The sequence below is a fragment of the Clostridiales bacterium genome (assembly GCA_012512255.1).
Classification (GTDB): domain Bacteria; phylum Bacillota; class Clostridia; order Christensenellales; family DUVY01; genus DUVY01.
On sequence record JAAZDJ010000070.1, the window covers coordinates 1 to 12,563 of the forward strand.

Annotated in this window: 12 protein-coding genes; 4 read left to right on the forward strand and 8 right to left on the reverse strand. The window is 41.2% G+C overall.

Features of this window, described 5'->3' with window-relative positions; all coding sequences use genetic code 11:
* Nucleotides 1-248 precede the first annotated feature (248 nt).
* Both GX756_03495 and GX756_03500 read left to right on the forward strand, forming a co-directional pair.
* Complete coding sequence (locus GX756_03495) at nucleotides 249-746, forward strand: hypothetical protein (GenBank protein NLC16922.1); 498 nt, start codon at nucleotides 249-251, stop codon at nucleotides 744-746.
* Nucleotides 747-842: 96 nt separating this feature from the next.
* The gene (locus GX756_03500; GenBank protein NLC16923.1) at nucleotides 843-1,208 is read left to right on the forward strand and encodes a hypothetical protein; all 366 of its coding nucleotides are present in this window, start codon (nucleotides 843-845) and stop codon (nucleotides 1,206-1,208) included.
* Between the two features lie 51 nt (nucleotides 1,209-1,259).
* Here GX756_03500 and GX756_03505 read toward each other — a convergent pair whose 3' ends face one another.
* From GX756_03505 to GX756_03525, 5 genes are all read right to left on the reverse strand, one after another.
* A complete protein-coding gene (locus GX756_03505; protein NLC16924.1) occupies nucleotides 1,260-1,481 on the reverse strand; it encodes a DUF1858 domain-containing protein in 222 nt (73 codons plus the stop codon).
* Between the two features lie 106 nt (nucleotides 1,482-1,587).
* Nucleotides 1,588-2,787: a hydrogenase maturation nickel metallochaperone HypA gene (locus tag GX756_03510; protein NLC16925.1), complete on the reverse strand. Its 1,200-nt coding sequence runs from the start codon at nucleotides 2,785-2,787 to the stop codon at nucleotides 1,588-1,590.
* Between the two features lie 3 nt (nucleotides 2,788-2,790).
* The gene (locus tag GX756_03515; GenBank protein ID NLC16926.1) at nucleotides 2,791-3,870 is read right to left on the reverse strand and encodes an SPFH domain-containing protein; all 1,080 of its coding nucleotides are present in this window, start codon (nucleotides 3,868-3,870) and stop codon (nucleotides 2,791-2,793) included.
* A gap of 158 nt (nucleotides 3,871-4,028) precedes the next feature.
* Entirely contained in the window at nucleotides 4,029-4,973 is a 945-nt protein-coding gene (locus GX756_03520; protein ID NLC16927.1) for a hypothetical protein, read from the reverse strand.
* A gap of 101 nt (nucleotides 4,974-5,074) precedes the next feature.
* Nucleotides 5,075-5,752, reverse strand: coding sequence for a hypothetical protein (locus GX756_03525; protein NLC16928.1), 678 nt, complete (start codon nucleotides 5,750-5,752; stop codon nucleotides 5,075-5,077).
* A gap of 195 nt (nucleotides 5,753-5,947) precedes the next feature.
* Here GX756_03525 and GX756_03530 point away from each other — a divergent pair, with 195 nt between their 5' ends.
* Nucleotides 5,948-6,391, forward strand: a complete 444-nt coding sequence (locus GX756_03530; protein ID NLC16929.1) for a hypothetical protein — start codon at nucleotides 5,948-5,950, stop codon at nucleotides 6,389-6,391.
* A 200-nt stretch (nucleotides 6,392-6,591) separates the two neighbouring features.
* On the forward strand, nucleotides 6,592-7,089 hold the full coding sequence (locus tag GX756_03535; GenBank protein NLC16930.1) for a hypothetical protein: 498 nt from the start codon (nucleotides 6,592-6,594) through the stop codon (nucleotides 7,087-7,089).
* Nucleotides 7,090-7,212: 123 nt separating this feature from the next.
* Here GX756_03535 and GX756_03540 read toward each other — a convergent pair whose 3' ends face one another.
* From GX756_03540 to GX756_03550, 3 genes are all read right to left on the reverse strand, one after another.
* On the reverse strand, nucleotides 7,213-8,121 hold the full coding sequence (locus GX756_03540) for a hypothetical protein (GenBank protein ID NLC16931.1): 909 nt from the start codon (nucleotides 8,119-8,121) through the stop codon (nucleotides 7,213-7,215).
* 111 nt (nucleotides 8,122-8,232) lie between these two features.
* Complete coding sequence (locus GX756_03545; GenBank protein ID NLC16932.1) at nucleotides 8,233-11,571, reverse strand: UvrD-helicase domain-containing protein; 3,339 nt, start codon at nucleotides 11,569-11,571, stop codon at nucleotides 8,233-8,235.
* Nucleotides 11,572-11,589: 18 nt separating this feature from the next.
* A partial coding sequence (locus GX756_03550; GenBank protein ID NLC16933.1) for a hypothetical protein occupies nucleotides 11,590-12,563 on the reverse strand: 974 nt, incomplete at its 5' end.

Here is a 12,563-nt window from a genome sequence, read left to right on the forward strand (position 1 = left end):
GCTCTATATAATCTAGCACATACCAAAAACTATGTCAAGGATTTTTATTTGGCGTTATAATTTTGTATTTATATTTTTTAGCCCAATTATTATAAAGTTTTTTATCCAAAAAATCAAACACACAAATATGTCCGATAGCATAATAATGAAATATGAGTAATTGCCATTGTTGTAGTTCGCGTTGTTGTCCGTGTTGTTGTCCGCGCAGGAAAAGACGAAGACGAAGACCAAACCAAGTAAGGTGTTATGTGTTTATATCCTCCAATAATGTCCCAGTAAGAGGAGCGATAGTATCTTGCACATTCTGCGACAGCGGACGGGTAATTTTTAGACGGACGGATATATTCGGGACGGCGGTGTTTAACCTGCCCGACGGTAATTTTTTGTTTAGATGCGAATGCGTGCCTATATTTTTGTCGCCGTCAACGGAGGATTTTTGCGTAACGCTCAACGCTTGCGTTTGCGAGGCCGACCTATTGTTCCCCGCGACTTTTTTGGGCATAAACGCTATTAACCAGCGACCGCTTGCCAACACCCAATCTATCCTTTCCAACCAGCAGTCCATAATCAATAATTATTCAGGATTTATTAACAACCCTCCTAATAACCCGCAAGAATCCCCGCTAAACATCCAAACGCCTATAATAACCCAAACAAGCGTCAAGCCAAGCCAATTTAGCGACTCTGAAATTATCAAAACATCTCAAGATTATATCGAGCCTCAAGACAATATCAAATCGGAATAACCTCAAAATTTCTTAAAATTACATAATTACATAACCGCTAAAACTCATATATTTTTTTGCTTACATAAAAAAATCTAATAAAGGAGTTAAAAATATATGGGTTACAACTACGATGAATATGATTATGGCAAATACGACCATAAAGGTTATGACGACTATGGCGACAAAAAAGACTCCAAGGGTTATGACAGTTATGGTTACGACAAAGGTTGCGACGACAAGAAATTTGACCCTTGCAAATCCAAGTTCCCATGCTGCCATCCTTGCCCTCCAAAACCTCAAAAGCTAGAGTGCTTCTGCTTTGAGAAAAAAGACCATGACCATGACGACAAATTTGACGACAAGGACAAATGCGATAAGTTTGACGGCAAGGACAAATGCGATAAGTTTGACGACCATAAAGATCGCTGCTGCCAAAAAAGATGCTGCTGCTTGTTTAACGTATGCCGATTCTTGCGCTAAGTAAAAAAAACGACCCGACATAATCGGGTCTTACATATTTATTTTTGGCCTTTATTCTTCGTCGTCGTCAAGTTCTTTATCGGCGAAATAGTTATTAAGCTCTTCCACAATCAAATCCACATCAATGTCGTGCGCCGCCGCCGCCTGTTCCAGCGTTTCGCCGCTTGAGATAGGGCAGCCTAAACAATGCATTCCAAAACCGTAAAAAATGGGCGCGACCCCGCTGTCAAGTTTTAGAATTTCATATATGGTCATATCCTTGGTTATAGTCATTTTCTTTAAAATACTCCTTTCAAAAAATTATATTAAATTATAACACACATTGCCAAAATGTAAAGATAATTAGGGGCGCTTTATGTTTTAAAGTCACAAAACGCTTTTATATTATTTGCAAAAAGTTTAATAAAAATGTTATCAAGGCGATTCCGCCCAGCAATCCTAACAAAAATCCTATGACTTTGGGCGCCGAAACAGGCGCCTTGCCCACGGCCTTGCCCGTGCTGCCGTTGATGTATGTATAATATTGTTTTTGTTTATATAGATGGTTGGCGATATAAATGGGCAATAACACATACTTAAATGTCTTATCGTTATACTTGGTAGTGATATTGAGATAGCTCACGACATCGCAATGAAGCGACGCTATGATGCTTGACCTGATATGGTTATTGATGACATTCAGGGCCTCCGCCCAGCCTTCGTTGAGAGATTTTTTGTAATGTTCGGCCGTGTATCCCGCCAGATATTGACGCTTGTATTCCACGCTGTCTTGGGTGTTAAAAGGTTTTAGCTTTTTAAAATCCCTGTCGCTTATTTTACGGCTGGAATTGATATTAATATCGTCAAATATCGCTTCATGCTTTCCGCTTACGCTTCTATACCGCGTTCTGCGCACGGTATGGCGGTTTTTGCCCGTGCCCACGGTCACATAATAATAGTCGCCCACCACGCCATAATAATCCGAAAATGTCCTGGCGTCATATGTCCAGCTAGGCGAATAAACGCCTTTGAATTGGTCAACTGTATGATTTTTTCTAAAAGCCGACGGCGCAAAAACGCGACGCTTTATCCATTTTTGGTAGCATTCTTTGGCTTGGGCTTTGGTCAGCCTAAACGGAACGACCGCGTTGGGTCTTATGCCTTCCAAATCCTCTATGCGCGTAACGCTGGGCGAGTCGCAAAAAGGACAGAGCTTGGCAAACTCGTCCTTGTCAAAGACAAACTCGGCGCCGCAACTGTCGCAATGGCTTACCCTAGTTTCGTCGTTCCATTTTTTGTGTTTGTCAAGAGAAAAATCCAAGACAATCTCGCTGCTTTTTTGGGATATAATCTCAAACTCGTTATTGCAATAATCGCAATAGAGCTTTTGGGATTTGGGCGAAAACGCCAAAGATGCCCCGCAATTAGGGCATTTGTCCTGTTCCACATCCTGAAGCAGCTTGACCTCGCCCCCGTAGGTGTCATAGACCTTTTTTTGGGGCTGGTCTTCATACTGCGTAACCCTTTCTTGGGAAGGGCGGTATGTTGTATTGTTTTTGGATCTTTTTATTTCTTCGGCAAGATTAAGAAATCTCTTCATCTTTTATAATTTTGTTCCGCATTCGCCGCAAAATCTTGCTTTGGGCTTGTTTTGTTTACCGCAAGACGAACAATATTTGATTGCGGTAACGGCCGGCGTTTTTGCGCCGCACTCGGAACAAAACTTGGACTTGGCGCTAATGGTCGCTCCGCATTTCGGGCACACTATGGTAGGCCCTGCTGCCGCGGCGGCCATAGGCGGCGCGCTTTTGTCGCCTGCGCCCGAAATAGCCGCGCCAAAGGTGTTGCCTATCGCCCAGCCTGCTCCCATCTGCATGGCCGCGCCCGCCATGTTCATACCGCCGCCCTTGTGGGCGTTCTCGGCAATAGTTTTCATGGACTCTGCGGCGGCGTATTGCGTATATTCTTGAGGGTTGCCCAAGATATTCATCCTTGTTCTTTCGTTTAGGGCTTTCGCGCTCTCTTCGGTCAGAGACAAATTTTCCACGACCAAATTAACCAGCGATATGCCCATCTTGCTGAAGTCGGCCTTTACAATTTCTTCGGCTTTGTCGCCTATTTCGGCGTATTTCATCGCCAAATCAAGAGCCGGTATGTTGGAAGCAGCGACGGCTTGCGAAATGCCGCTCACTATGGTGCGCTTTAATTGCTCCATGAGCGCGTCTATCTTATATAACGCGCTGGTGCCCAAAATCTCGCGCAAGAACACTGCCGGTTCCGAAACCTTAAAAGAAAAGATGCCATAACCCCTAAATTGCACAACGCCAAAGTCTTGGTCGCGCATCATTACGGGGCTGCCCGTGCCCCATTTTTGATTGATAAATTGTTTGGTATTGATAAAATAAACATCGCAAACAAACGGCGAGTTAAAGCCGTATTTCCAAGACCTTAGCTGGGTAAGTATGGGCATGTTGCCCGTATTGAGTTTGTATCTGCCCGGCTCAAAGACATCGGCTATTTTGCCGCTGGAAACCAAAATAGCGACTTGGGATTCCCGCACAATGAGCTGGGAACCCATCATTATTTGGGTTTTTGGAGGAATAGGGTATTTATACGCCATTGTATCGTGAGTATTGTCCGCCCATTCTATAACCTTAAGCAGTTGATTTTTAAAAAACGCCATATCAATCTCCTAATAATTTCTTAACAATAAAAGTATAGCACAACCATAATGCCAAAAACAATATTATTATCAAATTTTAATAAAGTCTTAATATTTCTAATTTATTATCGTCTAAATTAAAATATTATTAAATTTTTTCCATAAGACCGCTTAAGGTTTTAAATTAACCCGGCCGCCCCAACGGCCAAAATAATTAAGGGTATCGTCAATGACGATAATATTGTGGATGTCAAAAATACGCGGGTGGATTCGGTCTTAGCGCGGTTGGTTTTTTCGGCGAACGCCACTAACGAGGCGGCCGTCGGCATAGCCATCAAAATTACGGGCACAGCCAAGAACAATAAATCATTTTGATTAAAATAAGGAATATTTTTTAGCGATACCGCCGCCGCCAACAAAATCGCGGGCGCCAAGATCAGCCCTACAAAACTGCTTAGATAATTTCCCCAGCCCTTGAAAGCCTCTTTTACGCCCAAATCGGCAAGCCTGACCCCCACCACTACCATAGAAAGAGGCGCGGACATATTAGCCAAAAGGCTTATGGCGTTGGCTATGGGCGTGCCGCTTATTACATTGATAGGCGGGAAAAAATACAGCGGCAAGGCGACAAACAAGGGCAATATCGCGGGGTTTAAAAAAGCCTTTTTGACGCTTATTGACGATTTGTCGCCCGTCAAAATATAAATGCCCAAGGTCCATATCAACATATTAAACACAACATTATATATAACGGCAAACAATACGGCCTGCGGCTTGTCGGTCAACATTTTCAAAAAAGGTATGCCCAAAAAACCGCTGTTTGTAAAAAATGTCGCGAATATATATGCGGACGCATTTTCTTTATTTTTCCATTTGAAAAATATTAATTTCGCCACAAAAAACACGACAAGATGCCCGACAAACGAAAACAAAAAAGACAAACCCATAAAAATCGCCGTTTTTGAAGTGGGCGCGGCGTCTTGCTCCAAAAACGAGCTTAATGTTATCATAGGCTGGCAAACATACAAAAGCAAAGACACCAAAGCGCCCACAGCGCCGTTGGAGAACATCTTAGCTTTTCTTAAGGCATAGCCGGGAATAATAAGCGCGATCAAAGATGCCATTATTAATAAGACGTGTAAAAACAAAATTAACGCTTAAAGGCTTAAATATGTTTTTTAAGCCTTTTGACCTCCTTTGTTTATAATTTATCTAAAGAAAAAAATTAATAATTATCCGATATAAACAACTCAGGCTGATTGTTAATAAGATAATCGACTAATTGCTTGTCCGTATCTATATCTTCGGGAATATAAATACCCGCCTTGCCCTGATGCCCTATGTTATGAAAATCCCCGCCGGCCAGCATATTAAGGTTGTTGTTTTGGCAAAAATTGACCGAGCGGCGATAAATTTCTTCCGAGCAATGAAGGCCGTTATAAACCTCTATGCCGTGCATATATTTTGGCAAACCTAGAGTGCAGCCCGATCTAAAAGGATGCGCTTGAAAAATGGCCCACCCATATTTTTTGCCCAATTCAAACAAGCTCTCCTGCGTATAAGTATATAAGGCGGGATGCTCAAGGATGCCTTGTTCTATATCGCCATAGACCAAGTAGTCCTGCCACTGATACCGCGCAAGCGTTACTTCCATACCCAAAAAAGCTTTCAGCCCGATTTTTTTGGCTTCGTCTATTAACAGCTTTGAATAACGCAAAAAATTTTTGGCCTTGTCTTGAGATGTCTCGCCTTCTTGCAAACTCAAAGCGTAAGCCGAAAAATGATTGGTCACAGCCAGAGCTTGATATCCGGCGTTTTTATATATTTGGGGTATTTCTTGCGCTGTCACACAAGCGCAAGGACTTATTTCGCAATTATGCAAATGCGTTTCCAACAATATCATAATAATACCTTTTTATAATATAAAGGCATTTTGATTTTATGTCAATAATTAAAATTTGCCTTGCTATATAAATTATTATAAATTTTATTGCCAAATTTATATATGAAATTACAAAAGGTTATAAATTACGGGCTAAAAATTATATTTATAATTATATTATGTTTGTATTTTTTTATCTAATAACAAGGAGCGGATATGGAAAGCTTAAGGAATATTATCAATAAGCCTTTGATTAATATTCATAACGGCAAAATACATTATGTCAAGAACGCGGTCTTTAATTCGTCCATGTCTTATGTCCAAATGCTTGTGCTTGGGGATAAGTTTTCGGTCGGCAAAGAATTTGTCATAAAAATCTCGGATGTCAAAGCCATAGGTCCCGACGCGCTTGTGGGCAATGGCCCGGTTTTGGAAAGCGAAGCCTTCAAATGCAATATTTATCAGCTTTTGGGCGCTGAGATATATAACGAGGAAGGCTTTAAGCTTGGCATTTTGAAAGATATTTTTTGGGAAAATTTTAAAACATCGTATATTTTGATGAATGAAAGCGAAATGATTTATCCCGACAATATAATCTCAATCGGCAACCGCCTCTTGATTACCGATATAACGCAAAAAATGCATGTAAAAAAAAACTAACCCCGCGCAAAAAGCCCGCTGCTAAAAAAAGCTCCTCTCTCCGCCAAATACCCGAAACCAATCCGACACAGTCCAATCAAAATAATGAGAACAAGGATATATCCCAAAAGCATGATAATCAAGATCCAAACGATTTGGATTTTTTTTCTTCGCAAGAGGATCAAACATCGCAAATAACCCAAACGGATATTAAGGATAATATGGCTGAAAATAAAGTTTCATCGCCCGAAGAATCAAAAGCGCAAGATATCACCAAAGACGCTAAGACAGAACAAGGCATTTTAGCGATAAACGCCAAAATACCGTCCAAGGATAACCTTGCCGAGCAGGAAAATATCAACGCAACGCAGACTAAAAGACTTAAGACAAACCAATTAAACGCCGAAACAGGCAGCCAAAAAGATATATATTTTAAGTTGCCTTTGCCAACCACGCAAAACAATGAACTTAAAATTAATAATAATGATATAGATGATAAAAATAAAAAGCGACCCCAAACTACCGACCCCAAGGCGCGGTCTTTTGCCAAGATTCTTGCAGATTATATATTTTTGCTGGGCAGGCTCACGACGCAAGCCATTACGGACTTTAACGGCAATATAATAATTCCACAAAACACACTGATAACAGCCGAGGTCGTTTTGAAGGCCTTTAACCAAGGCAGGCTGTTGGAGTTGACCAAATATTCCAAAGCGTAAAATAATTTCCTTAGGGCGATAAACAAAATGAGTCAAAGGAAAATGCTTTTCAAGAACATAAAAAGGCGAATAAGGCAAAGCAAGATAAGGCACAAAAGCAGAACAAAAATACAAAGGCTATTATCACTTATAAGATTCTGAGATTGCCTTTAATAATACGGACATGGCTTTGTTGAGCCGTTGCTGGTGTTCGGGCCATTCGTTTTCGGGTTTTGATTTTATTCTTTGCAGCGCGGAAGCCAAATGCCTTAATGTCGCCGAAGGCGCTTTCGCTTTTATGGCCGCGTCTATCCTTAACAGCAAAGTTTGGGTCTCGGCGTCCATAGGTTTGGGCGCGTTGAATAATTGCCTTGGCGAAATCCTAGGAACAACGGTATAATCCAAAGCCTGCGGGCTCGTAAAATATGAAGGTTCGTCAATAATTCTTTTGTCGTCGGGGACATTAACGCCTGCGGGAATGATAAATTCCTTGGATTTTTTGTTAAGCGCCCATACAAGCCTTTCGTGGGTATATAATGTGGCGTTATAGGATAATTTTTCTATCACAATCAAAACAATAGCCAAAACGCAGCCAAGCCCGACCAAAGCGCACGCAAGCCTGGTGGCTTTTAGGCTTTGCTCAAAGCCATACACAAAAGAGCCAAACATTATGCCCGCCAACACTATTACCGCCGCCAAACAATACATCCAAGATGTTTTATTGGGGATAGTCAGGCATTGGGTAATGGTGAGATAGTCGCTTGGCTTGCCTTTGCGTTCTTTGCGGAAACGATGCCACAGCGATCGCGAAATATAGGGCATTTTTTTCATTTCCACATTAATGGCCGCCTCGTTTGCGCCTTTTTTTATAGCGCGCAAAACATCTTTTGCGGCCGCGCGGTAAGCCACCGCGTTATTGCTCGCAAAATACAAAATTATGGCAAGACAAAACAAAAGGATAAGAACATCGGCCAAAATAAAAAATAATTTATTGATAGCGCCCGCGCCTAAAAACTTTTCCAACCACTTATAAAAATTATCCACCAAATCCATAATTATTACCTATTAATAACAAATATTAAACGCTATTTCTATTAATAAACAATATTATACAATATTATTAATGATATATTTTCTTTTGTCAAATAAAAACTTTAAAAAAGATTATAGATATATTTCCTTGTCTGTTTCAAAAGAGTATATTACTTTTTTGATAACCCGCTCGCCCAAAACGCTCTCGGCCGCTTTTGCGTAAATGTTTAGTTGGCTTTGGTATAGGCTTATTAAGTATTCGTCAGGGCCTTTTGTGGTTTTGTAATCGGCGATAATTATCCCTTCGTTTGTGAAAATGAGCAAATCTATAACGCCCTGGATTAAAACCTTGCCCTCGCCTTGAAGATTTAACTGGGAAGCGTCGGCATAAAACAAAAACTCCCGCTCCCTATAAAATGTATTCTGTTTTGCCGTCAAAATAATGTCGGATTTGAGCGCTTTTAATATTTTTTCGGGATTTATTAGCTGGATATAATCGTCTGACAACAGCTTTTGCTCTTGGAGTTTTTGCATTTGCGCGATAACTTCTTCAACGCTTTGGCAATTTAGGTCAATGTATTTCATAAGCGTATGATAGGCGTTGCCCCGTTCTATGCCGCCTAAGAGCAGTTCTTGGTCTTTGTATATAAAAACGCTTTGGGGGCTCTCCTCGGGCGCGCTAAGCTCCGTTACCGTGTATTTTTGGTTTAGCCTATGGGCTTGATAAATAACGTTAAGGTTTTGGCGTATTTGTTCTTCCAAGTCCTTATCGCCAAGCAAGAGCTTTGGTTTTCCAAAGTCCGAATAATTTTGGACGCTGGCGATGGGTATTATTTGCAGGTTATAACAAGGCGCAATTTTAAGCTGTTCAAACTTGGGCGCGCCAAACAAGAGATTGTTTTTGTCCCTTGCCAGCACGGCCAAAATCCAGTCAAGATAACTTTGAGAACGCAATATCTCAAAAGGCTCAAGCCCCTTTAATTTATAATTTTGGTTTATGGCGCCCGTTAAAACAAGGTGGTATTTCGCGCGGGTTAGCGCCACATATAATATGCGCATTTCCTCTTCGGTTTCTTTTTTTAGATTAAAAAATCTTACCGCGCTTCGCGTCTTAGAATCCAACTTGACGCGATTTTCAAAATCGTAGTTTTTTAGCCCAAGCTTGACTCTTTGGTCTATTAATATTTCGTCAGATAAACGGTTGAACCTGCTTCCCAACCCGCATACAAATACTATGGGGAATTCCAAGCCTTTGGACTGGTGTATGGTCATAACCCTTATGGCTTTGGACTGGGCGTTGGCGGGCATTTCTATTTTAGGCGAGATTACATCGTTGTCTATATAATCCAAAAATTCCGTAACGGTATTGTATTGCAAAACCAAATCCAACAACAATTCCACATATTCAAAATCAGTCTGCGCGAAGGCGGTCAAAAGATATTCTTCGTAATTATACTTGGTTATAATATGCAAAATAAGCTCGCGCAGGCTGTGGCACGCCGCATATTTTCTGTCTTGTGCGAGATTTTCAAAAAATATATTTAATTTTTGGGATATATCGTCGTTTATTTGGTCTTTGTATTTAAACGCCGCTTGATAAAAAAATTCGGTATTTGGATAGCGCTCCCTTATTTTGATTAATTGGTTTTCATGGATTTGGCCAAAAACGCTTTTTAACGCGCCCGTCAACGCTATGTCTTGGTAAGGGTTGTCAATGACTTTTACATAGTCAACAAGCATCAATATCTCAGGGCGGCTTAACAGCTCGGTTTCCAAACCGCTCGCAACGGGATAGACCTTGGATATTTCTTTGATTATCTCAAACGACTTGTTCTTTAATGACCTGAATAAAATGACGATATCGCTATAATCGGGCGGTTGGGGCTGCCCGTCTTTTAACACTCTGCCGTCTTGAAGTATTTTTGATATTTCATTTATTATTATATCGGCTTCGGCTTTGTAATCCGTTATCGTCGTTAGATTGAGATGGTTTTTGACGCTATATACCGTATCGGGTATTATTTTTTGCTCTTTCGGGACTTGGGCTATTGCTATGTTCACGGCGGGATAGGGCGAGGCCAAGTCTTCATTTCGGGCGAAAAACTGCGCCTCGTCTTGATAGTCCACGCCGCCTAACTCCTTGGTCATTATACGCGAGAAAATCTCGTTGTTAAAATCCAGTATGGACCTAACCGACCTGAAATTGTCGTTTAGGTCTATGGCTATATTGTCAGGGTCGGCGCCGCTTTTGAAATCGCGGTATTTTTTGATGAATATATCGGGGTCGCACAATCTAAAGCGATAAATGCTTTGCTTGACATCGCCCACAAAAAACAGCTTGGAATCGGTGAAAAGATTGATTATGGCTTCTTGCATCGGATTAATATCTTGATACTCGTCCACAAAAATATAACGATATGTTTGCCTTATTTCTTTATACACTTCCTCATTGCTCAAAATATCAAACGCGTAGTGCTCCAAGTCGGCAAAGTCAAGCTCAAAATCTTCTTTTTTGAGTTCGGCGTATGTTTTGTCAAATTTGCCGACTACTTCCAAAAGTTTATTGGCTAGCTCTTGGTTGGAGTTATCGTCTTGGGATATTGACTCGTAAAACTTTTGATAAAATTCTTTGGCTTTTTTGCAAAACTCGCTGCTTGCTTTAATAAAGTCAGAAGTTAAGGTATCGCAATCTTTTGGTTCATTTTGAGAAGGCAATTTGGACGGGAATTGACCGCTTGACAGCCCTTCCAATATGCAAGCCGCCGCCGCGATTGCGGGCCCGTAGTCTATTTTTTTGGCGTATTCAATAATCTTTTGGGCGCGGCGCGCGTGATACTGGTCCGCTAATTTTTTATAGTCGTTTATATACTCGTCAACCGCGTCTAAGTCAGGCTCGGTATTCAGCCAATCTTCGCGCTTGGGCAAAGTGCGATAAAAAGCGTGTATTTTAACGATATGCTCTGCTAGCTTGTCCATTCTTCTTTTTCTTGTAAAGATATCGCACAGCCTCAAAAAAACCTCGTCGCCGCTTTCTAGATATTGGTCAAACACTTTTTTGAGCGCTTTTGATTTTTTCAAAGACGCTTCCAAATCCTGAATGACCGTAAAAGCCGAATCCACGCCCGCGACATAATAATACTTCCTAATTAGGTCGGCGCAAAAAGAATGAAGCGTGCAAATTTGGGCCGTTTCGGCGTTATGCAACTGATCCAATATAAAATTTTTGTCCTCATGCTCTTGTAAAGCCTCTGTAAGCCTTTCTATTAGCTTGTTTTTCATATCTTGGGCGGCGGCATTGGTAAAAGTGGTAACCAAAATGTTATTCAGGCTGACTTTATGGTTTTTGATAAGATTGACTATGCGTTCGATCATGACAGTGGTTTTGCCGCTGCCGCTTGAGGCCGAAACCAAAATCTTATTACGGTCAGAGTTTATAACTTTTTGTTGGGAGGGCGTCCATTGGTAAGCCATATTTTACCCCGCTTTTTCTTAATCTTTTTGCCCTAGGCTCGCTATTGTTTTGTTGGTAATATCCAGTTGGTCAAATTCGCGCTGGTTTTGGTAAGGCTCGCAGCATATGCCCCTATAATCGCACCAATTACAAACATCTTCATAGGGATGCGGCTCAAAATACCCCGACGCAAGCTCGTCAATGGCCGTTTTCGTCAAATTAACCGAATATTCCAAGATGTTTTCAAATTCATCCAACTCCAGCGCGCAAGATTGCCTAGCCGCCGCTACCACGGCATCGGGCGTTATAGTTTTGACCGCTATCGGCAAAACATTGCTTTTTTTGGTCTGATACAGCGTTTTGTCCGCCGCCAGCAAAGCTTCTGGCTCGCACGCGACAAGCCCTATATTGCGATATCTGGAATGCTTTTTCTCATCCATAAAATCGTTATTAATCGGAAAATACAAAGACGCGAAGGGTTTTTTGCCAAGCGCTTGGCTGCACGCTTTCATATACAGCATAATTTGAAGATTAATGCCCGCGTAAAGTTCCTCCGCGGAAGACTTAACTTTGCCGCTTTTATAGTCAATGATTTTGATATAATCTTGATATTGGTCTATTCGGTCAACCTTGCCGCCTATATAAGAGGTCATTGTATCGGTTTGTATAACCAAGGGCGGCATTTCCTCGCCTTTTCCAAATTTCTTTTCGGTATAAAGCGTCTTAAAATCAGAGTTTTGGTTTTGCTCAAAAACAGCCCGAGTCGTGTTAATAGCCTCTTTTTTTAATAGCCGCGAAAAATGCGGGTTTTTTTGGAGTTTGATGTTTTCGCTGATTATTTGGTCTGTTATCTTTATGGTTATTTGGTCGCATTCTTCTATGGTTTTAGGGTCATACGCCGCGAATTTTTCCAAAATCTCGTGCAAAATATTGCCTATATCCAATGAATTAATATCGCCGATTGGTCGCCTTGCCAATCTCAAAATATGGCGCATCAAATACATATAAGGAC

Coding starts and splice junctions, on each gene's coding strand:
- GX756_03500 (NLC16923.1), top strand. CDS start 843: ATGGGTTACAACTACGATGAATATGATTATGGCAAATACGACCATAAA.
- GX756_03505 (NLC16924.1), bottom strand. CDS start 1,481: ATGACTATAACCAAGGATATGACCATATATGAAATTCTAAAACTTGAC.
- GX756_03510 (NLC16925.1), bottom strand. CDS start 2,787: ATGAAGAGATTTCTTAATCTTGCCGAAGAAATAAAAAGATCCAAAAAC.
- GX756_03515 (NLC16926.1), bottom strand. CDS start 3,870: ATGGCGTTTTTTAAAAATCAACTGCTTAAGGTTATAGAATGGGCGGAC.
- GX756_03520 (NLC16927.1), bottom strand. CDS start 4,973: ATGGCATCTTTGATCGCGCTTATTATTCCCGGCTATGCCTTAAGAAAA.
- GX756_03525 (NLC16928.1), bottom strand. CDS start 5,752: ATGATATTGTTGGAAACGCATTTGCATAATTGCGAAATAAGTCCTTGC.
- GX756_03530 (NLC16929.1), top strand. CDS start 5,948: ATGGAAAGCTTAAGGAATATTATCAATAAGCCTTTGATTAATATTCAT.
- GX756_03535 (NLC16930.1), top strand. CDS start 6,592: ATGGCTGAAAATAAAGTTTCATCGCCCGAAGAATCAAAAGCGCAAGAT.
- GX756_03540 (NLC16931.1), bottom strand. CDS start 8,121: ATGGATTTGGTGGATAATTTTTATAAGTGGTTGGAAAAGTTTTTAGGC.
- GX756_03545 (NLC16932.1), bottom strand. CDS start 11,571: ATGGCTTACCAATGGACGCCCTCCCAACAAAAAGTTATAAACTCTGAC.